Raw genomic sequence first — 20518 nt, 5'->3', positions numbered from 1 at the left:
GGGCGGTGTCACCGATGCGGGTGGTGCGGACGGCAGGGGCTTGCCTGGCCTGGCTGGTGGCCACGGTGCTGCTGGTGCTCGCCGTGGTGGTGAGCCTCACGCTCGTGCTGTTGCCGGTCGGGCTGCTGCTCGGTTACGTGGCGGTGCGGCTCTACCGGCTCGGGCTGCGGCTGGCCCTGCCGCGCGCCCGGGACGTCAAGAAGGGGGTGGAGAAGGAGGCGCGCCGCTGGCGCCGGCAGCTCACGCCCCGCCGACGCCGGCGCTGGTGGCGCCGCGGCTGACGCGGCGGGCGTCGAGCCGTCGGCGCAGGATGTCGAGCAGCGCCGTGAGGATCTCGAACAGCGCGCGCCGCACCTCCGCCCGCAGGTCCCGCAGGACGTCCGTGAGCCCCCCGTGCGGCGCCGGCGGTGCGGGGGGATCCGCCGATGCCACGGGAGCGGTCACGGTGGTCCGGGGGTCCGGCGCGTGCCGCAGGGCCGGCGTCCGCTCCTCGTGCCGCGCGCGGGCCGCCGCGATGAACTCGCCGAGCACCGAGCGGAGCTCGGCGGCGTGCTCCGCCGAGAGGTCGACCGCGTAGGACTCCCCGTCGAGGCCGAACTCGACCGTGGTGGCCGGGCGGCTCCCGTCGATGTCGTCGACCAGGAGCCATCGCGTCTGGGTCGCCACCGGACACTCCGTCGGGTCGCTGGATCGGTTCGACCAGGGTACGGCGGTGCGCGCGGTTCGGCAGTGCCATCCCGCCGGGCCATCCCGCCGGGCGGTCAGGCCAGGATGCGCAGCGGGGCCTCCAGCAGCGCCGTCAGGGCCTGCAGGAAGCGGGCGCCGGTGGCGCCGTCGACGACGCGGTGGTCGCAGGACATCGTCACCCGCATGATCGACCGCACGACCGGGACGCCGTCCCGGGGCCGCAGCTCCTCCGTGGCGGCGCCGACGGCGAGGATGGCCGCCTCCGGCGGGTTGATGACGGCCGTGAACTGCTCGATGCCGTACATCCCGAGGTTCGAGACCGTGAACGTGCCGCCGCTCATCTCCTCGGGCCGGAGCTTGCGCTCCCGCGCCTTGACCGACAGCTCGCGCGTCCGCGCGGCGATCTCCGAGACGCTCATGCGGTCGGCGTCGTGCACGACCGGCACGAGCAGGCCCGACTCGACCGCCACGGCCACCCCCACGTGCACCCGGCGGTGCCGGCGCACCGTGTCGCCCGCGTAGGAGACGTTGATCTCGGGATGGCCGCGCAGCGCGCCGGCCACCGCCTTGACGACGAGGTCGTTCACGCTGACCTTCGGCCCGCCCGCGGCGACCATGGCCTCGTTGAGGGTGGCGCGCAGCGCGAGCAGGTCGGTGACGTCGACGGAGCGCGTCAGGTAGATGTGCGGCGCCTCCTGCTTGCTGCGCGTGAGGCGCTCGGCGGCGACCCGCTGCATCCGCGGCAGCGGCAGCACCTCGACGTCCTCGGTCGCGACGTCCTCGGTCGCGACGTCCTCGGTTTCGGCGGCCGGGGGCGCTGCCGGTGCCGGCGCGGGCTCCGCGGACGCGGCGGCCGCCTCGATGTCGGCGCGGATGATCCGGCCGTTCGGACCGCTGCCCTGCACGCCTCCCAGGTCGACGCCGAGGTCGCGGGCGAGCCTGCGGGCCAGCGGGGAGGCCGGCGGGCGCCCCTCGCGGGGCGGGATGGGCGGCGCGCCGGGGGCCGGGGCCCGCTCCGGCGCGGCGGCGGGGGCAGGGGGCTCCTCGGCCACCGGCTCCGGGGCGCCCGTGCCGTCCCCCAGCAGGCCGATGGGCGCGCCGATCGGGGCGCTCCCGCCCTCGGGCACGATGATGCGCTCGAGCACGCCGTCGTCGTACGCCTCCAGCTCCATGATCGCCTTGTCGGTCTCGATGTCGGCGATGACGTCGCCCGCGGTGACGGGGTCCCCGACGTGCTTGTGCCATGCCGCGATGACGCCCGACTCCATCGTGTCGGAGAGGCGGGGCATGGTGATCTCGGGCATCGGTGGTCCTCCCGGGCCGATTTCTCAGGGGAGCCGGCCGACGGCGGCGAGGGTCTCCCGCACAGCGGTCAGCAGCGAGTCGGCCGAGGGCAGCGCGGCCTGTTCGAGCGGCTTGGCGTACGGCAGCGGCACCTCGGCGGCGGCCACCCGGCGCACGGGGGCGTCGAGGTGGTCGAACGCGCCCTCGGAGATCGTCGCGGCGATCTCGGCGCCGATGCCGTAGGTGAGCCAGTCGTCCTCGGCCACCACGGCGCAGCCGGTCCTGCGCACCGAGGCCACGATCGTGTCCCGGTCGAGCGGCCGCAGGCTGCGCAGGTCCACGACCTCGGCGGAGATCCCCTCCTCGGCCAGCCGGTCGGCGACGTCCGCGGCCACGGCGGCCATCCGCGAGTAGCCGACGATCGTGACGTCGCTGCCTTCACGCGTCACCGCGGCCCGGCCGATCTCGGCGGGCGGCAGGTCGTCGGGCACCTCGCCCGTGGTGTTGTAGAGGGCCAGGTTCTCCAGGAACAGCACCGGGTCGTCGTCGCGGATGGCGGCGCGCAGCAGCGCCTTCGCGTCCGCGGGCGTGCTGGGCGCCACCACCTTGAGCCCGGGTACGAACGCGTAGTACAGCTCGATGTTCTGCGAGTGCGTCGCGCCGAGCTGCTGGCCGCCCCCGCCGGGGGTGCGGATGACCATCGGCACCGGCGTCTGGCCGCCGAACATCCCGTAGATCTTGGCCGCGTGGTTGACGATCTGGTCCAGCGCGACCAGCGAGAAGTTGATCGTCATGATCTCGACGACCGGGCGCAGCCCCAGCATCGCCGCGCCGATCGCGGCGCCGACGAAGCCCTCCTCGGAGATCGGGGTGTCGCGCACGCGCTTCTCGCCGAACTCGCCGAGCAGCCCGGCGGTGATCTTGTACGAACCCTCGAAGACGCCGATCTCCTCGCCGATGAGCAGGACGTCGTCGTCGCGCAGCAGCTCCTCGCGCAGGGTGCTGCGCAGGGCCTCGCGGTAGGTCATGACGGGCACGGTGTGGTTCCTCAGCGGTAGAGGGCGTCCGCCGGCAGCCGGCGCGACTCGTTCGCGACCGGCGTGGCGTAGGTGTGGTCGAACAGCGTCGAGACGTCCGGGTGCGGGCTCGCGGCCGCGAAGGTGACCGCATCGTCGGCCTCGGTGCGGGCCTGCGCCTCCAGCGCCGTGAGCCCTTCCTCGTCGGCGATCCCGGCCGCGAGCAGCTCGGCGCGGAACCGGGCGATCGGGTCGGCGGCGCGGGCGGCCTCGACGTCGGAGGACGTGCGGTAGCGCGCCGGATCGACGACCGAGTGGCCCTTGAGGCGCGAGCTCAGCGACTCCAGCAGGGCGGGCTTCCCCTCGATCCGCGCCCGCTCGACGAGGCGGCGCGCGGCGTCCCGCACGGCGAGCACGTCGTTGCCGTCCACGCGCTCGCCGTGCATGCGGTAGGCGGCCGCGCGCTTGTGCAGCTCCGGCTCGGCCGACGACCTCTCGACCGTGGTGCCCATGCCGAGGCCGTTGTTGACCACGACGTAGACGATCGGCAGGTTCCACAGCGCGGCGATGTTGAGCGACTCGTGGAAGGCCCCGATGTTGGTGGTGCCGTCGCCCATCTGGCAGACCACGACCTCGTCGCCGCCGCGGTGGTCGATCGCGAGCGCGGCGCCCGTGGCGAGCGGGACCTGGCCGCCGACGATGCCGTACCCGCCGAGCATCCGCGCGTCGGCGTCGAACAGGTGCATCGAGCCGCCCCAGCCCTTGGAGGTGCCGGTGGTGCGCCCGTAGAGCTCGGCCATCACCCGGCCGGGCGCGATGCCCTTCGCGATCGCGTAGCCGTGCTCGCGGTAGTTGGTGAACAGGTAGTCGTCGGGGCGCATCGCGGCGAGCAGGCCGACGACGGTGGCCTCCTCGCCGAGGTTCAGGTGGCAGTAGCCGCCGATCTCCGCGCGCGTGTACCCCTGGGATGCGCGCTCCTCGAAGCGGCGGACGAGAACCATCTGGCGGAACCAGTCCCGCAGCACGTCGGGGTCCTCCGCGGCGAGCGGGCTCGCCTGCTTCCCGGCCCGGCCGGCTCTGCTCCTGGGCGTCGTTGCTGCCACGCCGCCAGCCTCGCGGAGCGAGGACCCCGGCACCATGATCCGACGCCCAGCACCCGCCCCCTCGAGTTGGGCACTTTGCCCAATTCAGTCCGGGAGCTCGAGCGCGGAGAGCGCGAGCGACAGCTCGACGTAGGCCTGCCGCCCGGTCAGCGGGTGCCCGACGAGCGCGGAGGCCCGCTGCAGCCGGTTGAGCACCGTGTTGCGGTGGCAGTACAGCCGCTCCGCGGCGACACCGGCCGACCGGTCGGCTTCCAGCCAGGCCGTCAGCGTCTCGAGCAGCACGTCCCGCTCCCGCGCCGGCAGGCGCAGCACAGGTCCGAGCCAGCCTTCCACGAGCCGCCTGCGCAGCTCGGGGGACCGCATGAGCAGCGCCTCGGGGTAGCGGTCCTCGATCCGGACGACCGCGGCGGCACCCCTGGGCAAGGTGCCCAAGGCGAGCACCGCGAGCCGGTGGGCGGTCGCCACGCCGGCGAGGCCGTCGGCGGTGGTGGCGGCCGCGGCCCGGCCCCGGGCGAGCGAGTCGAGCCGGGTGAGCACGAACCGCGCGTCGTGACCCTCCAGGGGCACCAGCCCGACGAGGGTGTCGGTGCGCAGGTGCCAGACCGACCGGACCCCGAGCGCGGACAGCGCCGTCTGCGGGCCGGGCAGCGCGGCCACGCCGTCCGGCTCGAGGTCGGTGACCACCACGAGGTAGTCGCCGCCGAGCGGCAGGTCGAGCCGGTCGGCCACCCGCTGCCCGGTGGTGCCGCCTGCCACGACCTCCTCCAGCAGCGCGTGGCGGCGCTGGTCGTCGCGCCGCAGCTGGTCGGCCTCGGTCCGGCGGTAGGAGGTGGACAGGGCCGAGGACAGGCCGTCCACCACCGTCCACATCGCGGTGGCGGCGGCGCCGAGATCCGCGGGCGGCACGCCGTCGGTGCGCTCGAGGAGCGCCTCCCAGACGACCCGGCCGCCCAGCCGGAACGTCCGCAGCATCACCTCGAGCGGCACGCCCTGCTCGGCCCGCTGCCGGCCGATCTCCGCGGCGACCGGGTCGTCCTCCGTGTTGCCGGGCTGGCCCGCCGCGAGCAGGCGCAGCACCCGCGTGAGGTACCGGCGGCACCCGTCCCGCAGGTCCTCGGGCGGCACGCTGCGGTAGTCGGTCCACGCCGGGTGGTCGGTGAAGACCGCGGTGACGAGGCGGTCGGTCAGCACGTCGACGTCGGGCAGCCATGCGGTCGCGATCGTCGGCAGCGGGGCCTCCACGAGGTCGGACGGTACCGACCGGCCCCGCGGCCACGTCTGAGGCGGCGCCCACCGGGTACGCGGGCGGCATGGTGGCGCGGACGGTGGCCCGGAAGCTGATCGACGATCACCTGGTCGACGGCGATCCGGTCGCAGGGGAGGAGATCGCGCTCCGCATCGACCAGACGCTGACGCAGGACGCCACCGGCACCCTGGTGATGCAGGAGCTCGAGGCGATCGGGCTGGACCGCGCGCGCACCGACGCGAGCGTCCAGTACGTCGACCACAACCTTCTGCAGGCCGACGAGCGCAACGCCGAGGACCACGCGTTCCTGCGCTCCGCCGCCGCCCGCTACGGCCTGTGGTACTCCAAGCCCGGCAACGGGGTCTCGCACCCCACCCACATGCAGCGCTTCGGCGTCCCCGGTGCTACCCTCGTCGGCTCGGACTCCCACACCTGCGCCGCGGGGTCGCTGGGCATGCTGGCCATCGGCGTCGGCGGGCTCGAGGTGGCGATGGCGATCGCGGGCGAACCGCTCTACATCCGCATGCCGCAGATCTGGGGCGTGCGGCTGCTGGGCGAGCTCCCCGAGTGGGTGTCGGCGAAGGACGTGGTGCTGGAGATGCTGCGCAGGCACGGCGTCGACGGCGGCGTGGACCGCGTGATCGAGTACCACGGGCCGGGCCTCGCCGGGCTCTCGGCGATGGACCGCCACGTCATCGCCAACATGGGCGCCGAGCTCGGGGCCACGACCACGGTGTTCCCCGCCGACGATGCCGTGGCGGCGTTCCTGCGCTCCGAGGGGCGGGCGGACGCCTTCCGCCCGATCTCCGCCGACCCCGCAGCGACCTACGACGTCACCGACGAGATCGACCTCTCGAGCCTCGAACCGTTGATCGCCCGCCCGTCCTCGCCGGGCAACGTCGTGCCGGTGCGCGAGTGCGAGGGTGAGCCGGTGCACCAGGTCGTCATCGGGTCCTCGGCCAACCCGGGCCTGCGCGACTACGCGGTCGCCGCCGCCATGGTCGACGGCCGGCAGACGCCCGAGTCGGTGAGCTTCGACGTGAACCCGTCGTCCCGGGAGATCTTCTCCGACCTGACCCGGTCGGGCGCGACCTTCCGGCTGATCGCGGCCGGCGCCCGGATCCACCAGACGGGGTGCCTGGGCTGCATCGGGATGGGCCAGGCCCCGGCATCGGGGCAGAACTCGCTGCGCACCTTCCCCCGCAACTTCCCGGGCCGCTCCGGCACCGCCGACGACGCGGTGTGGCTGTGCTCCCCGGAGACGGCGGCCGCGTCCGCCCTGACCGGCGTGATCACCGACCCCCGCGCCTTCGCCCGCGAGCACGGCCTCGGGCGGCCGGACCTGCGGCTTCCGGAACGCGCCTCGGTGAACACCGCGATGCTCGTGGCACCCCTGCCGGCCGACCAGGCGGCCGCCGTGGAGCTCGTGCGCGGCCCCAACATCTCCGCGCTGCCCGAGCTGGAGCCGCTGCCCGACGCGCTGGACCTGCCCGTCGTGCTCGTGCTCGGCGACGACGTCTCCACCGACGAGATCTCACCGGCCGGGGCCCGCGCCCTGCCCTACCGCTCCAACATCCCGAAGCTCGCGGACTTCGCGTTCACCCCGGTCGACGAGAGCTACCCGGCCCGCGCCCGGGATGTGGGCGCGCACGCCGTGGTGGGCGGGCGCAACTACGGGCAGGGCTCGTCACGCGAGCACGCCGCCATCACGCCCCGCCACCTGGGGCTGGCGGTGGTGATCGCGCAGTCGTTCGCGCGCATCCACTGGCAGAACCTGGTGAACTTCGGCGTGCTGCCGCTCACCGCCGACGCAACCGACCTCGAGCCGATCCGCGCCGGCGACGTGCTGCACCTGCGCGACCTGCACGCGACGCTGCCGGGGTCGGCACGGCTGACCGTCCGCTGCGGCGACCGCGCCTTCACCGCGACCCACCGGCTCTCGCCACGTCAGGTCGAGACCGTGCTGGCCGGCGGGCGCATCCGCCAGCTCGCGCAGCAACGGTAGGGCGGCCTCGCCTACGTGCTGGGGTCGACGGGGCCGGGGCCGGGCGGGGGTCCGGGCACCGGCGGGGCGGGGTCCGGAGCCGGGTTGGGCGCCGGTTCCGGCCCTGGCAGCGGCGGCGTGGGCTCCGGGCCGGGAGGTGGGGTCGGTGGCACCGGGGGTGGCTCGGTTGCGTTGATGCCTGCGGTGTTGATGCCTGCGGTGTTCATGCCCGTCGCCTACCCCCGGGCCGGGTGGGTTACGCGACCGATCACCCGCCCAGGCCGTCGGCGTCACTCGCAGGCGACGCCGTCGTCGTCGCGGTCGAGCCCGGCGCGGTACCCGGGGTCGCCACGGTGCAGCGGTGCGGCGCCTGCGGCCCGGGCCGCGGCGCAGTTCTTGAAGTACGCGGCGGACGACGGCTCCTCCCGCACGGGCTCGCTCCTCGGTGCGGGCTGCTGCACAACGGCTTGCGGCCGCGGCGCCGGCGCCGGTTCGGGCTCCGCCGCCGGAGCCGCCGGAGCCGCCGGAGTCGCCGGGGCAGACGGCGCCGGTGCCACCTGGGGCAGGGGGGCCGCCGGCACCGCGTAGCGCCGCTGCGGGCACAGGTCCGCCTCGGCCGCGGCGACCACGACCTCGGCGACCGCCGTCCCCCACTTCGGCGTGCCGAGCTCCGCCACGAGGCCCGCGTGGGTGACGCCCGGCGCACCGATCGACTCGCAGATCGCGTTGCCGACGCCGAGAAGCTCGCCCGCGCCGAGCACGTCGGCCACGAAGCGGTCGTCCCCAGCGAGGGGAACGGGCGCGGCGGTCGTCGTCGGAGCGGGCGTGGCGCTCGGGGTGGCGGTCGCGCGCGTCGAGGTGACCGTGCCCGGAGCCGCGGTCGTGGCCGTATCCCCGGGCTGGGCGATACCGACGATGACGATGATCGCGACGATTGTTCCGAAGATGCTGAACGCGATTTTCGCAGGCTTGGGCACGATCCATCGATTCTCGGGAGTGGGGTGAGTCCCGCCCGGAAGGGGCGGCGCGCGGCCGGCCGACGATGCGGTGGCCTGGCCTCGGTGCGGGTGCCTGACGTGGCAGCCGACTGCTTCTTCGCGTGCCGTCGGGGAGTCGTTACAGACGTGCCGGCCCGCCGGTTAGCGACCGGATGTGTGCATTTCGGGTGACGCCGGCTCCGTGGTCCCGGTCCTCTCCGGTGCGTTCCGCGGAACGCGGCGGGGAAGGCAATCAGCTCGAAAACGTGACATGAACACCGCCCGTGGCCGGCCCCGCCGGAGGCGACGATCGGCAACCCCTCCGACCCGGTCGACGTCCACGCTGCACGCCGCCGACGGCCGGTGCAGCCTGAACGGGTGACTGCGGACGCCGGCACGCTCGGCAGGAGGGGGCTGCGCCGGGTGCTGGCGGTGCTGTGCGGCACCGAGATCGTCAGCTGGGGGGTGCTCTACTACGCGTTCCCGGTGCTCGCCCCGGCGATGGTGGCCGAGACCGGCTGGTCCGTCGGCACGGTGACGGCGGCGTTCTCCCTGGGGCTGACGGTCGCGGCGCTGGCGGGGATACCCGTGGGGCGCTGGCTGGACCGGTTCGGCCCGCGCCGGGTGATGACGGCCGGATCGGTGATCGCCGTGCCGGCCGTGGTCGGGATCGCCACCGCACCCACGGTCGGGTGGTTCTTCGTGGCGTGGACGGTCGCCGGGCTGGCCATGGCGGGCGTGCTCTACCCGCCCGCGTTCGCCGCGTTGACCCGGTGGTGGGGGCCGCGCCGGGTCACCGCGCTGACCGCGCTCACCCTGCTGGCCGGCCTGGCGAGCACGATCTTCGCGCCGGTCACCGCGGCGCTCGTGGCGCACCTGAGCTGGCGGCAGTCCTACCTCGTCCTCGCCGCCGTACTCGCGGTCGTGACGGTGCCCGCGCACCTGTTCGGGCTGCGTGGGCCGTGGCCCGCGCCGGAACCCTCCGGCGGGCCGGGCGCGCACGACCGCGCCCCGAACGCCGTCGCACGCAGCCGGCCGTTCCTGCTGCTCGTCCCGGCGATCGCCCTCGGCACGTTCGCCGCGTTCGCCGTGGTGGTGAACCAGGTGCCGCTGCTCATCGAGCGCGGGCTGTCCACCACGGAGGCGGCGTGGGCGCTGGGGCTCGGCGGGCTCGGCCAGATGATGGGCCGGCTCGGCTACACGACGCTGACCGGCCGCACCGGGGTGCGGGCGCGTTCGGTACTCGTCCTCGGCGCCCTCGCGGCCGCCACCGGGCTGCTCGCGCTGCTCCCCGGACCCGCCGTCGTGCTGGTCGCCGCCGCGATGCTCGCGGGTGCGGCCCGCGGCGTGTTCACGCTGCTGCAGGCCACCGCCGTCAGCGATCGCTGGGGCGCGTCGCACTACGGTCGCCTGAACGGGCTGCTGCTCGCGCCCGCGATGGTCGCCACCGCGCTCGGGCCGTGGGCGGGGGCCGCGCTGTCCGAGGTCCTCGGCGGCTACCCCGCGGTGTTCGTCCTGCTCGCGGGTGTTGCGGCGGTGGCCGCTCTGCTCGCCACCGGCACCGTGCCGCGTCGCTGACCGGCCGTGACGCTGTCGGGCATGCAGCTCTCGGGTGTCGGTGATCAAGGCCGTGCTGCACGCGCGGGGGCGGGTCGCCGCGCCGGACGTGCGGCTGCCGCTGCTCCCGCCGCACCCGGAAGCGGTCGCGACGGCGCTCGACCTGCTGGCGGCGGCAGAGCTCGCCCCCGGCACCGGCCTAGGGTGATCGGCATGCGGATCGGTCTGGGAGCCCCGATCTCCGGCGGGTGGGCCACCCCGGAGAACCTCGTGCGGGTCGCGGGGGAGGCGGAGGAGCTCGGGTACGCGTCCCTCTGGACGCTGCAACGGCTCCTCGTCGCCGTGGACCAGGACCTGCACCCGGTCTACTCCAGCGTGCTGGACCCGGTCGCGGCACTCGCGTTCGCCGCGGCCCGGACCTCGCGGATCCGCCTGGGCATCGGGGTGATCAACCTCCCGTTCGTCCCGCCGGCCTACCTGGCCAAGCAGGCGGCGAGCCTCGACGTGCTCTCGGGTGGGCGGCTCGACCTCGGCCTCGGGGTGGGCTGGTCGCCCGCGGAGTTCGCCGCCTCCGGCGCGTCCACGGCGCGCAGGGGACCGCGGACCGTGGAGTACGTCGACGTCCTGCGCACGTTCTGGGCCGACGACGTCAGCGAGTTCGACGGCGAGTTCTACACGGTGCCGCCGAGCCGGATGCTGCCCAAGCCGGTGCAGCGGCCCGGCCCGCCCGTGCTGCTCGGCGGCGGGGTGCCCGCGGCGCTGCGCCGGGCGGGCCGCATCGCCGACGGCTGGATCAGCAGCAGCGGCGCCGACCTCACCCGGCTCGCCGACGACGTCGCGCTCGTCCGCGCGGGCGCCGAGGAGGCGGGGAAGGACGCGTCCGCGGTGCGCGTGGTCGTCCGCGGGGTCGTACGCGTGGACGGGCCGGCCGACCGGCTGCTGTCGGGCTCCTACGACAAGATCCGCGAGGACGGGGCGTGGCTGGCCGAGCAGGGCGTCACCGAGCTGTTCTACGACCTGAACTACGACCGCGCCATCGGGAGCCCGGGAGCCGACCCCGTGGCGGGCGTCGAGCGGGCCGTGGAGATCCTGCGCGCGCTGCGTCCCTAGGGCAGTCCCCTCAGGAACTCCGTGATCGCCGCATCGACCTCCGCAGGCCGTTCCAGGTGCGGGACGTGGCCGCAGTCGAGCACCGAGAGCGTCACCGGCCCGGCTGCGCGATCGCGCACCGCCTCCACGTGCACCACCGTGCCGTACGGGTCGGCCGTGCCCTGCACGCCCAGCACCGGGCAGGTGATCGCGCCCAGGTCCGGGCGGATGTCCCAGTCCCGGAAGGCGTCGTCGAGCCAGCCGTCGTTCCAGTTCCAGAACGTGACGTCGGGGTCGCGGTGGTGGCGGGCCATCCGGCTGCGCAGGTCGCCCTCGACGTAGTCGCGGCGGGCCTGCTCGATCCCGCGCAGGCCGGCCTCCTCGACGAACACGTGGGGCGCGAGCACGACGAGCCCGTCCACGCCGGGTGTGCGCGCGTGCAGCAGGCCGATGGAGCCGCCGTCGCTGTGCCCGACGAGCACCACCCGCTCCAGCCCCAGCGCCGCGCGCACCGCCGGGACCACCTCGCCCGCCTCGTCGTGCATGTACCGCGGGGTCCGCTTGCCCGGCGGGAGGTCCGAGCCGCCGTGGCCGAGGCGGGAGAACGCCACCGCGCGGCGGCCGGTGGCGGCGGCGAGCCGGTGGTGGAAGCCGCGCCACAGCCGGACCGAGCCGAGGCCCTCGTGCAGGAACAGGAGCGGGGCGAGTGCGGGATCGCCGGGCACGTCGTCGTACTCGACGCGGCCCCCGGGTACGTCGACCAGCGGAAGGTCCATCCCGAGGGACCTTAGCCTCCGCGCTCGTCGAGCCGGGCCGCCAGGCGCTTCGGGGCCACCTGCCGGTAGGCGTCGGTGACGATCTCCTCGATCTCGGTCCAGTCCACGTCGGGCACGTCGAGGTACACGCCGAGCCACCCACGGCCGCCGACGTAGGGCGGCCGGAAGAACCGCGCCGGCTCGCCCGCCACCAGTTCCTCCTGGGCGCCGGGCGGCGCGGCGCACCAGAACGCGAGGCGGTCGTCGTGGTGGTGGTCGGCGAACATCACGAACGTCCTGCGCACGAACCACGCCGGCTCCCCGTGGCTCAGCTTCTCGGTCACCTCGGGGAGCGACGTGCAGATCGCGCGCAGCCGCTCCAGCGGCGTCACGCCGGGACCGCCCGCATGACCGAGTAGCCCGACCCGGCGGCCGGGGTCACGTCCGTGAGCCGCAACCCGGCCGCCGTGAGCAGGTCCGCGAACTGATCCTGCGTGCGCTCGCGCCCGCCCGGGCCCACGAGCATGTTGAGGTCGCTCATCAGGAGCATGCGCTGGTCGCGCAGCGCCTCCGGCTCGTCGCGGAGGATCGGCTCCACCAGCAGCACCACCCCGGGTGCCGGCATCGCCTCCCGGATGCGGGAGAGGATCGTGACGCTGCGCTCGTCGTCCCAGTCGTGGATCACGCTCTTCACGACGTACGCGTCCGCGGCCGGCACCGACGCGAAGAAGTCGCCGGTGACGATCTCGCAGCGCTCGCCCACGACCGTCGCGGTGGCGCCGGACGGGGAGTCGAAGAGGATCCCCCGCAGCCGCGGGTGCGCGTCGAGGAAGGCAGCGAGCAGCGTTCCGTTGCCGCCGCCGATGTCGGCGAGCGTGGTGACGCCGGTGAGGTCGCAGGCGCCGACGATGCCGGGCGCGGCCATCCGCGTGCCCTCGGCCATCGCCTCGGTGAACACGGCGTTCATGCGCGGCTCGTCGGCGAAGTACGCGAAGGCCGATCGGCCGGTGATCTTCTCGAACGACGGCTCGCCGGTGCGCACGCTCCACTCCAGCTCGCCCCACGCCCGCCACACGGCGTCGCCGCAGAACAGCTGGGACAGGTTGCCGATGGAGCCGGGGACACCGGTGCGCAGCAGCTGCCCACCGGGGGTGAGCGCGTAGGCCCCGTCCGCGGTCCGGGTCACCAGGTCCAGCCCGACGGCCGCGCGCAGGAGCCGGGCGAGCGCGTCCGGGTGCGCGCCGGCGTGGCCGGCGAGCGCGTCGAGGTCGAACGCGCCGTCGCCGAGCGCGTCGGGCACGCCGAGCCGGGTGAGGGTCTGCACGACCTGCGCCGGGAAGAAGCCGAAGACCAGCCCCGCCACCCGGTCCCGCTCGGTCACGGCTTCACCTCCGGCCGGTAGCTGCCGACCGACCAGACGTTGCCCTCCGGATCGCGCACGGCGTACTCCCGCGACCCGTAGGGCTGGTCCACCAGCTCCTGCACGACCTCGGCGCCGGCGGCGACCGCCCGGTCGTGGTGGGCGTCGACCGCGGCGGCGGAGTCGAGGGCCAGGTAGACGACCGCCCGACCCGTGTCGAACCGGTCCGGGGTGCCGTCCGGGCGGCTCCGGCGGGTGCCCAGCATGACCACGCCGTCGCCGAAGCTCAGCTCCGCGTGCCCGACGGAGCCGTCGTCGGCCTGGTGGACCTGCTGCTCGACGAGCCCGAGGGTTCCGGTGAGGTACGCGATCGCCGCGCGGGCGTCGTCGTAGCGGAGCGTGACGTAGATGCTCATGCGGAGAACGGTAGGAGCGGGCGCGGGCGGCGGCTTGGACGAATGGGAACGGGTGGGTCAGCTCCACCCGCTCAGGTACTCGCTCGGCGTGCATCCGGCGAGCGCGCGGAACTCCCGCACCAGGTGGGCGTGGTCGGCGTACCCGCAGGCTGCGGCGACGTCCGAGATCGACGGCGCGGCCACCGGCGGCGGGCCGCCGTAGACGCCGGCCGGGGCCAGCAGCCGGGTGGCCCGGTGGAACCGCAGCACCCGCGCCGTGGTCTTCGGGCCGAGGCCGACCTGCGCGCGGAAGCGGGTGAGCAGGTGGCGGCGGCTCCAGCCGGTGCCCGCTGCCAGTTCCTGCACCCCGACCCGGCCCGCGCTGCGGCGCAGCCGGTGCCACGCCCACACCACCTCCGGGTCCGCCCGTGCGGCGGAGGCGTCGAGCCGGCGCAGCAGCACGTCGTCGACCAGTGCGAAGCGGCCGGGCCAGCCGGGCTCGTCGGCGAGGCGCGCGGGGAGACCGGCCAGCTCGGGCACGTCGAGCTCGGTGAGCTGCGGGGCCACGTTCGTGAGCTCGGGCATCGGCCTGCCGAGCAGCGCGAAGACGCCGAGGGGGCTGAGGTCGACCTGCAGCCCGTACTGCCGGCCGGTGAACTCGGTGAGGACCGGACCGTCGTGCATGCCGGCCAGGAACGACGCCGGCACCGACGGCCCCGCCGGGCCGTGCAGGCGGATCTGCGGGCCGAGGCTGACGATCAGCGTGCACGATGCCGCAGGCGCCTGCCGACGGCGCACCGGCGTGCTGCTCTGCTCGCGGTAGCCGAGGTAGCGCAGCACGTAGCGGGCGAGCGCGGGATGCGGCCGCCCCAGGGCGTACTCCCCGTCCACGCGGCCAGGCTACGTCAGGAGCCCCAGCGCCCACGCGACCGACGTGAGCACGCTGAAGATCAGCATCGCGAACAGGAGCGTCAGCCAGAGCCGTCGGACGGTTCCCATCGCCTACGCCAGTGAGGCGGGGCCCGCGGTGATCATCTCGTAGATCAGGAACACCGAGAAGGCGACGTAGAAGAGCGCGATCAGCACCATGATCGGGAGCCGCCACCCCTTCAGCCGCGCGAAGTCCGGCAGCGCCTTCCGGTTGAGCAGGATGAGCAGCACCGAGTAGATGGCCATGACGAAGCCGCCGCCCGTCGCGGAGATGACCAGCAGCGCGACCGGCTTGATGCCCGTCCAGATGATCCCGGAGCCTGCGATGATCAGCAGCCACACGACGGTGATGTAGATCTTGCTCTCGCTCCAGAAGCCGCTGTCCCTGAGGAAGGTCACCTTCAGCGAGTCGGCGGTGAGCCGGCTGACCCAGTCCACCACGCCGATGTTGGTGGAGAGCAGGATGAGGAACCCGGCCACGTAGAAGGCGATGCCGAACCAGGGGGCGACGATCCGGGCGAGCTCGCGGCCCTCGGCGTGGATGAAGCCCAGTCCCGTGCCGAGGCTCGTGTTCACCCCGAGCATCGAGACGACGAGCACCTGCAACGCGACCAGCAGCAGGGCCCCGATGAACCAGAACGTGATGAGTTGCTCCTGGTTGGCGATGGCCCACCACCGCCGCCACCGGCGCTCGTTCTCCGGGGTGGAGGGGGTCATGTACCCGAGGGACGGCGCCGCCACCTCCTCACCCGTGATCGGCGAGACGATGTTGGGGATGCGGATCCCCATTCCCATCCCCTTGTCCCGGAGGTAGTTGCTCTGCACGAGGTTGTTGCCCCCACCAGCCCCGGCGAACACGATCGCGCCGAACAGCGCCGCCGCGCCCACCACGCCGATGGAGGTGGGCAGGCCCCCCACGCCCTGCGGGATGCTGGTGACGGTGCTCGCCCACGCGCTGCCCTTCGTGGCGACGACGATCGCCGCGACGACGAAGACCAGGATGAGGACGACCATCACGCCCTGCACCTTCTCGAGCGTCTGGTAGATCACCGGCGACACGGTCACCGCCAGCCCGATGGCCAGTAGGAAGATCGTGGTGATGAGGGGGACGTTCGAGTCGTCGAGGTCGAAGATGAACGTGAACTCGGTGGCCGCGCTGGAGGCCCAGCCCGGCCACACGTTGGGCAGGATCGCGCCGAGCACCATGATCCCGCCCCAGGGCAGCCACAGCCGGGAGAAGCCCGTCACGGCGGTCTCCCCGGTGATCAGCGTGTAGCGCTCGATCTCCATGTTGAGGAAGTACTGCATCGTGATGCCCAGGACGGCCAGCCACACGAGGCCCAGGCCCACCTGGGTGCTGATGTAGGGCCAGAGCACCAGCTCGCCCGACCCGAGCGCCGTGGCGGTGAGGATGACGCTCGCCCCCAGGTAGTTCCGCAGTCTGCGGGGCTCCGGGAGATCGCTGTACGGGACCGCGGGCAGGTACCTGCTCGGGAGTTCGGATGCCAGTTGCGTGCTGGGCTCCGCCATGGGGCCACCTCCGATGCGCCACATTGCGCACAGTGCCGCCTGTTTGCCGCCTGTTTGCCGCCCTGTTACTGCCCGTGAACCGGGGGCGTCGCAGTATAGGCACCGTTCGGGGTACGCCGCAGGTCGAGCGCGGCCCGGACGCTCACTCCCGGAGTCGCCGGCCGGCCGGTGTCACTCTCACGCGTGATGGGCGGCGCGGTGCGCGGCGAGCACGTCCCGGCCGAAGTCCGACTCCGGGTCGCGCCACACCGCGTGGGCGTGGTTGACGTTGCGCTGCGTGTTGTCCCACTCGACGAGCAGCCGTGGGCCCTGCAGCCGGTAGTAGTGCGGCTCCCCCGGCGCGGTGGACCCGGCCCATGCGACGTGCACGGCATCCAGGGCGGCCGGGTCGTCGTAGCGGGGGAGCGGGGAGACCCCGGGCGGGACGCGGTCGAGGTAGGTGCCGAGCAGCGCGTGGAGGAGCTCCCGCTGCGTGGCGTCGAGCTCGGCGCCCGGCACGCCCTTCGGCTCCGCGGTGATCGCCACGGCCTCCTGGTCGGCCCCGTGCAGGCCGGTGGCCGGGGATGCCGCATGGGGGTCCGTGTGCGGGCCGGGGCGCCACAGCCCGTTGCGGTCCACGCCGTTGCCGATCCGGGGGCTGTTGGCCCCCACGATGTCGTCGGGGGCGCGGGACAGCAGCACCGCCCGCGCGGCCAGGTCGGGGCGCAGCGAGCGCACCAGCTCGCGGGCCAGGTCCTCGGCCGCCCCGAGCGGCCGCAGCGCGGCTCCGCCGAGCAGCGGCGACACGGCGGGGTCGGCGCCCAGGAAGCACGGCGTGCTGGCGGCCACCCGCCCGTCCACCACGAGGTTGTGCAGCGACACGTGGTGGCCCCCGAATCGCCACCCCCACGGGTCCCGACCACCCGGCTCGCCGAAGACCCGCAGGTAGTACTGGCCCGGGTCGCGGCCCCGCTCCCGCCCGAAGTCGACCGTGAAGCCCTCGGTGCGGTCGAGCACGTTCTCCAGGCCGAGCACCGTGGCGACGGTGGTGTACCCGGCCTCCGACAGGCCGCTCGCGAGCAGCCGCATCACGAGCCGGTGCTGCGCGGGCCGCTGCTGGTGGAAGGTGAGGCCGCCGTGGTCGGTCGGCGTGTAGAACCAGCGCGTGCGCTCGGTCTCGGCCTCGTCGTCCCGGCCGGGCGGCGGGCCGGCGGCCACCTCGCGCTGGGTGGGGTCGAGGGAGTCGAGCCACGCCGCGGCCGCCTCGGCCATCCGGTCCGCCACCTCGCGACTCGCGTCGGTCACTGCCTGTGCCATGGGCCGACCTTAACCCGGCCGGGTGTACCGGTGTCCGGGCACTAGACGGCCGGCATCGGTGGCCCGCCGAGCCCTCCGCGCGCCCGGCCGAGCCGGATCTCGCACCGCACTGCCGCCGGGTCGAGGCCGGTGAGGTCGACGATCAGCGACCGGGCGGCGTCCTCGGCGTCCGGCATCGCCGCGGCGGTGGTGGCTGCCTCGATCTCGGGCACGTAGAGCACGAGGTGCCGTTCGGAGAGCCAGGCCACCACCTCGAACGTCCGCTCGCTGATGTGCGCGGCCACGCCGACCACGGTAGCCCGGGAACGCGCCGCCGTCGTCAGCCACAAGGTGTGACCGAGCAGTCCTCGTCGTCGGAGGGCCGGTCCACCCCGGGATCGCCGAGGATCCCGGGGCGCTCGGGATCGTCCGGTGTGACGTCCGGCTCGTCCGGGGCCGGGGTGGGCGCCGGGGTGACCGGGGGTGGCTCCGGCGGCGGGGCGGGAGGCGCCGACGGTGCGGGCGTCTCGTTGGGCCCCAGCGGGGACGGGGGCTCGCCGATCGGCCGGAACTGGGGGAAGTCCTCGACGGGGGTGCCCGCCACGGCGTCGGACATGACCTCCTGCCAGACGTCCCCGGGAAGGCTGCTGCCTTGGATCGGGCGGCCCCGGGCCGTGCGGATCGGGGAGTTCATGTCGGTGCCCATCCACACCGCGGTGCTGACCGACGGGGTGAACCCGGCCATCCAGGCGTCGTTGTTCTCGCCCTCGAAGCGGGACTGGACGGTGCCGGTCTTCGCCGCCACGGGCCGCCCCTGCGGGAGGGTGAGGTGGTCGTGCTCGGCGACGTTCAGCATCGCCTCGACGACGTTTCGCGCCACCCGTTCCGGGAAGCGGCGCTCGCCCTCGATCGAGGCCTGGTAGAGCACCCGGTCGTCGGCGGTCACGACGGACGACACGAGGTGCGGCTGGCGCCAGACCCCACCGGCCGCGATCGTCGCGTACGCCGAGGCCAGCTCGAGCGCCGAGACCTCCTTGTTGCCGAGCGCGATGCCCTCGGTCGGGTTGTCCAGCGGTGCCGTGATGCCCGCGGCGCGCGCCGCGGCGGCGACGGACTCGGGCCCGATCTCCTTGGCGAGGTTGTGGAAGACGACGTTGTTCGACACCGTCATGGCCTGCTTGAGGTCGCACTCGTCGCAGTCGGCCCCCGGGGCGTTTCGCAGGCCGGGGATCTCCCGGCCGTCGAAGACCTCACCGAGGCCGACCGGCGGGTCGCGCTGCAGCGCGGCGAGCACGACGAACGGCTTGAACGTCGACCCGGCGAGCTTGCGCACCTGCGCGTAGTCCAGGCCCAGCCCGTTGTCGCCGCCGTAGTAGGCGAGCACGCCCCCGGTCTGCGGATCGATCGACACCACCGCGCTGCGCAGGTTCACCGGCTGCCCGTCGAGGGCGCCGTGCGCCGAGTCGACCACCTGCTGCTGGCGGCGGGGGTCCACCGTCGTGGTGATCCGCAGGCCCTCCTGCGCGACGTCCTGCTCGGTGAACCCGAGGTTCTCCAGCTCCGCGGTCACGGCGCTGACGATGTGGCCGCGGCTGTCGGTGGGCACGCCCCGGGCGAGGGAACGGCGGGCGTGCGTCTCGGGGAAGTGGGCGCCCGCCCGCTCGGCCGGCGTGAGCCAGCCCTGCGAGACCATCCCGTCGAGCACGAAGTTCCAGCGCTCGACCGCCCGCTCCGGGCTCACCGCCGGGTCCCACCGCGACGGCGACTGGATCAGCCCGGCGAGCAGCGCGCCCTCGGCCGGGGTGAGGTCCTGGGCACCCTTGCCGAAGTAGGCCTGGGCTGCGGACTGGATGCCGTAGGCGCCCCGCCCGAAGTAGATCGTGTTCAGGTAGTCGGCGAGGATCTCGTCCTTCGTGCGCTCCTGGGAGATCTTGACCGCGAGGATGACCTCCTTGTACTTGCGCCAGAGCGTCTGCTCGTCGCCGACGAGCGCCTTCTTGACGAACTGCTGCGTGATCGTCGAGCCGCCGCCCTCGCCGCCGCGCAGCTGGTTCCAGGCGGCGCGCATGATGCCGGTGAGATCGAAGCCGGGGTTGGAGTAGAACGACCGGTCCTCGGCGGCGAGCACGGCGTGGCGCACGTGCAGCGGCACCTGGTCGAGCGGCACCTTGGTCCGGTTGCCCTCCTCGGGCACGAGGCGGGTGAGCGGGCTCCCGTCGGCGAACGAGACCACCGCGACCTGGTTGTTCACCGCCTCGTCCGGGTTGGGGACCGAGAAGACGAGGTAGCCGATCGCGAACGCGAGCACCGGCCCGAGCACCACGGCCGCCGCGGTCCCGAACAGCGCCCGCCGCGCCAGCCGCACCCGGCGGGCGTGCCGCTGCTCCTGCGGGGACGGCCGGCCCGCGCGGGCCGGCGCGTCGACGACCGGCAGCACGTCCGTGGCGTCCGGTGCCCGGTGGCGGGCCGTGTCCTCGCCCGTCCTGGCCTGCGCCTGCCCGTGTGCACTGGTCCGTGAATGGGCCCGGTGCCGCTGCGGCTTCGGCGGCTGCCACCAGCCGACACCCGATGGGCGGGCGTCCCGCCGCGACCGCTGCACCGGCAACCCCGCGCGCCGCACCCCCGGTTCGGTGGATCGGGTGGAGCGCTTCGGGTGGGCTCCGTGCACGCGTCCCACCTCCCCTGGCCGGTCCTCCCTGCCGGGCGGGGGGAACGTCGGGTCCAACGGGCGCTCCCGCGGGGGCGGTGTGGCGGCGGACGCGACATCACCCGATGGGCGTGCGCAGCGTGACCCCCGTCCGGTCCGGCGGGCCGATCCGTGCACCCTGCGTGACCGGGCCTCCGCCGGACGGCCGCGCCCGACGAGGGGTGACGGGTGCCGGTCGGCCCAGCGGGGGCACCGCCGAGCGGGTGGACGGCGGTTGCTCCGTGGCGGCGCTGGGATGCTGCGGCGATGCTCCCCGCTCCCCGCGACCCCCACTCGCCAGAGGCGGTGCCACCCGATCCACCGCCCGACCCGCCACCGCTCGCACACCAGCTGACCGCGCTCCTGCGGGCGGCGGGAGCGCAGGCGCTGCACGCCGTGGACGTCGAGCGCGTCGAGGTGCTGGCGGAGGCCGGCCTCGCCGACGGCGACGACGTCCCCGCGCTCGTGCAGCTCGTCCGCGCCGCCGGTGCCCTCGCGCGGGGGCGCGGCGAGTGGCCGGAGGACATCGTGGTGACGCTCGGCCGCACCGTGCACGTGGTGCGCGAGTGCGACGGGGTGGTGCTGCACGCGCGCCTCGACCCCGCCTCCGGGAACGTCGGCGCCGTGCGGCGCGGCCTGGCCTC

22 protein-coding genes are annotated in these 20518 nt (G+C 74.5%); 7 read left to right on the top strand and 15 right to left on the bottom strand.

Features of this window, described 5'->3' with window-relative positions; translation table 11 throughout:
- Positions 1 to 14: 14 nt before the first annotated feature.
- Positions 15 to 281 carry a hypothetical protein gene (locus ABEA81_RS35740; RefSeq protein ID WP_345611424.1) on the top strand — a complete coding sequence of 89 codons (267 nt, stop codon included), beginning with the start codon at positions 15 to 17 and terminating at the stop codon, positions 279 to 281.
- On the opposite strand, the gene ABEA81_RS35735 is transcribed toward ABEA81_RS35740, so the two are convergent.
- The 5 genes from ABEA81_RS35735 to ABEA81_RS35715 all read right to left on the bottom strand — a co-directional run bounded on the left by ABEA81_RS35735 (position 241) and on the right by ABEA81_RS35715 (position 5332).
- Positions 241 to 666, bottom strand: a complete 426-nt coding sequence (locus tag ABEA81_RS35735; RefSeq protein ID WP_345611423.1) for an Lsr2 dimerization domain-containing protein — start codon at positions 664 to 666, stop codon at positions 241 to 243. The genes ABEA81_RS35740 and ABEA81_RS35735 overlap by 41 nt on opposite strands.
- Before the next feature lie 95 nt (positions 667 to 761).
- Positions 762 to 1991 carry a dihydrolipoamide acetyltransferase family protein gene (locus ABEA81_RS35730; protein ID WP_345611422.1) on the bottom strand — a complete coding sequence of 410 codons (1230 nt, stop codon included), beginning with the start codon at positions 1989 to 1991 and terminating at the stop codon, positions 762 to 764.
- A 24-nt stretch (positions 1992 to 2015) separates the two neighbouring features.
- Entirely contained in the window at positions 2016 to 2999 is a 984-nt protein-coding gene (locus ABEA81_RS35725; protein WP_425570799.1) for an alpha-ketoacid dehydrogenase subunit beta, read from the bottom strand.
- Positions 3000 to 3019: 20 nt separating this feature from the next.
- Complete coding sequence (pdhA, locus tag ABEA81_RS35720) at positions 3020 to 4090, bottom strand: pyruvate dehydrogenase (acetyl-transferring) E1 component subunit alpha (protein ID WP_345611419.1); 1071 nt, start codon at positions 4088 to 4090, stop codon at positions 3020 to 3022.
- 84 nt (positions 4091 to 4174) lie between these two features.
- Entirely contained in the window at positions 4175 to 5332 is a 1158-nt protein-coding gene (locus ABEA81_RS35715) for a PucR family transcriptional regulator (RefSeq protein ID WP_345611417.1), read from the bottom strand.
- A gap of 71 nt (positions 5333 to 5403) precedes the next feature.
- Here ABEA81_RS35715 and ABEA81_RS35710 point away from each other — a divergent pair, with 71 nt between their 5' ends.
- Positions 5404 to 7341, top strand: a complete 1938-nt coding sequence (locus tag ABEA81_RS35710) for an aconitate hydratase (RefSeq protein ID WP_345611526.1) — start codon at positions 5404 to 5406, stop codon at positions 7339 to 7341.
- Positions 7342 to 7610: 269 nt separating this feature from the next.
- Here the strand turns inward: ABEA81_RS35710 and ABEA81_RS35705 are convergent, their stop codons facing one another.
- Complete coding sequence (locus ABEA81_RS35705) at positions 7611 to 8090, bottom strand: excalibur calcium-binding domain-containing protein (RefSeq protein ID WP_345611416.1); 480 nt, start codon at positions 8088 to 8090, stop codon at positions 7611 to 7613.
- Positions 8091 to 8145: 55 nt separating this feature from the next.
- Between ABEA81_RS35705 and ABEA81_RS35700 the strand changes: the two genes are divergently transcribed.
- The 4 genes from ABEA81_RS35700 (at position 8146) to ABEA81_RS35685 (ending at position 10964) form a co-directional block, all read left to right on the top strand.
- Positions 8146 to 8325 (top strand): hypothetical protein, encoded by a 180-nt coding sequence (locus ABEA81_RS35700; protein ID WP_345611414.1) that lies wholly within the window; start codon positions 8146 to 8148, stop codon positions 8323 to 8325.
- A 350-nt stretch (positions 8326 to 8675) separates the two neighbouring features.
- Positions 8676 to 9875 carry an MFS transporter gene (locus tag ABEA81_RS35695; protein ID WP_345611412.1) on the top strand — a complete coding sequence of 400 codons (1200 nt, stop codon included), beginning with the start codon at positions 8676 to 8678 and terminating at the stop codon, positions 9873 to 9875.
- 34 nt (positions 9876 to 9909) lie between these two features.
- Positions 9910 to 10062 (top strand): hypothetical protein, encoded by a 153-nt coding sequence (locus tag ABEA81_RS35690; protein WP_345611411.1) that lies wholly within the window; start codon positions 9910 to 9912, stop codon positions 10060 to 10062.
- Between the two features lie 5 nt (positions 10063 to 10067).
- Positions 10068 to 10964, top strand: coding sequence for a TIGR03619 family F420-dependent LLM class oxidoreductase (locus ABEA81_RS35685; protein ID WP_345611409.1), 897 nt, complete (start codon positions 10068 to 10070; stop codon positions 10962 to 10964).
- Here ABEA81_RS35685 and ABEA81_RS35680 read toward each other — a convergent pair.
- The 9 genes from ABEA81_RS35680 to ABEA81_RS35640 all read right to left on the bottom strand — a co-directional run bounded on the left by ABEA81_RS35680 (position 10961) and on the right by ABEA81_RS35640 (position 19856).
- A complete protein-coding gene (locus ABEA81_RS35680) occupies positions 10961 to 11719 on the bottom strand; it encodes an alpha/beta fold hydrolase (protein WP_345611407.1) in 759 nt (252 codons plus the stop codon). The two genes, ABEA81_RS35685 and ABEA81_RS35680, sit on opposite strands and share 4 nt — an antisense overlap.
- A gap of 11 nt (positions 11720 to 11730) precedes the next feature.
- Positions 11731 to 12090: an MmcQ/YjbR family DNA-binding protein gene (locus ABEA81_RS35675; protein WP_345611405.1), complete on the bottom strand. Its 360-nt coding sequence runs from the start codon at positions 12088 to 12090 to the stop codon at positions 11731 to 11733.
- On the bottom strand, positions 12087 to 13079 hold the full coding sequence (locus ABEA81_RS35670; RefSeq protein ID WP_345611403.1) for a methyltransferase: 993 nt from the start codon (positions 13077 to 13079) through the stop codon (positions 12087 to 12089). Before ABEA81_RS35670 ends, ABEA81_RS35675 begins: the two co-directional genes overlap by 4 nt.
- Positions 13076 to 13474: a VOC family protein gene (locus ABEA81_RS35665; RefSeq protein WP_345611402.1), complete on the bottom strand. Its 399-nt coding sequence runs from the start codon at positions 13472 to 13474 to the stop codon at positions 13076 to 13078. The genes ABEA81_RS35670 and ABEA81_RS35665 overlap by 4 nt, the downstream gene beginning before the upstream one ends.
- A 57-nt stretch (positions 13475 to 13531) precedes the next feature.
- Entirely contained in the window at positions 13532 to 14344 is an 813-nt protein-coding gene (locus ABEA81_RS35660; protein ID WP_345611400.1) for a helix-turn-helix domain-containing protein, read from the bottom strand.
- Between the two features lie 111 nt (positions 14345 to 14455).
- Positions 14456 to 15913: an Nramp family divalent metal transporter gene (locus ABEA81_RS35655; protein ID WP_345611399.1), complete on the bottom strand. Its 1458-nt coding sequence runs from the start codon at positions 15911 to 15913 to the stop codon at positions 14456 to 14458.
- Between the two features lie 177 nt (positions 15914 to 16090).
- Positions 16091 to 17209 carry a DUF3500 domain-containing protein gene (locus ABEA81_RS35650; protein WP_345611397.1) on the bottom strand — a complete coding sequence of 373 codons (1119 nt, stop codon included), beginning with the start codon at positions 17207 to 17209 and terminating at the stop codon, positions 16091 to 16093.
- A gap of 41 nt (positions 17210 to 17250) precedes the next feature.
- Positions 17251 to 17493 (bottom strand): hypothetical protein, encoded by a 243-nt coding sequence (locus ABEA81_RS35645; RefSeq protein ID WP_345611395.1) that lies wholly within the window; start codon positions 17491 to 17493, stop codon positions 17251 to 17253.
- 35 nt (positions 17494 to 17528) lie between these two features.
- Complete coding sequence (locus tag ABEA81_RS35640; protein ID WP_345611393.1) at positions 17529 to 19856, bottom strand: transglycosylase domain-containing protein; 2328 nt, start codon at positions 19854 to 19856, stop codon at positions 17529 to 17531.
- A gap of 285 nt (positions 19857 to 20141) precedes the next feature.
- Here ABEA81_RS35640 and ABEA81_RS35635 point away from each other — a divergent pair.
- Positions 20142 to 20518, top strand: a 377-nt coding sequence (locus ABEA81_RS35635; protein WP_345611391.1) for a hypothetical protein, incomplete at its 3' end; no start/stop codon positions are given.

This window comes from Pseudonocardia adelaidensis (genome assembly GCF_039543345.1).
Classification (GTDB): Bacteria; Actinomycetota; Actinomycetes; order Mycobacteriales; family Pseudonocardiaceae; genus Pseudonocardia; species Pseudonocardia adelaidensis.
This window is presented reverse-complemented; position numbering and strand designations above follow the sequence as displayed.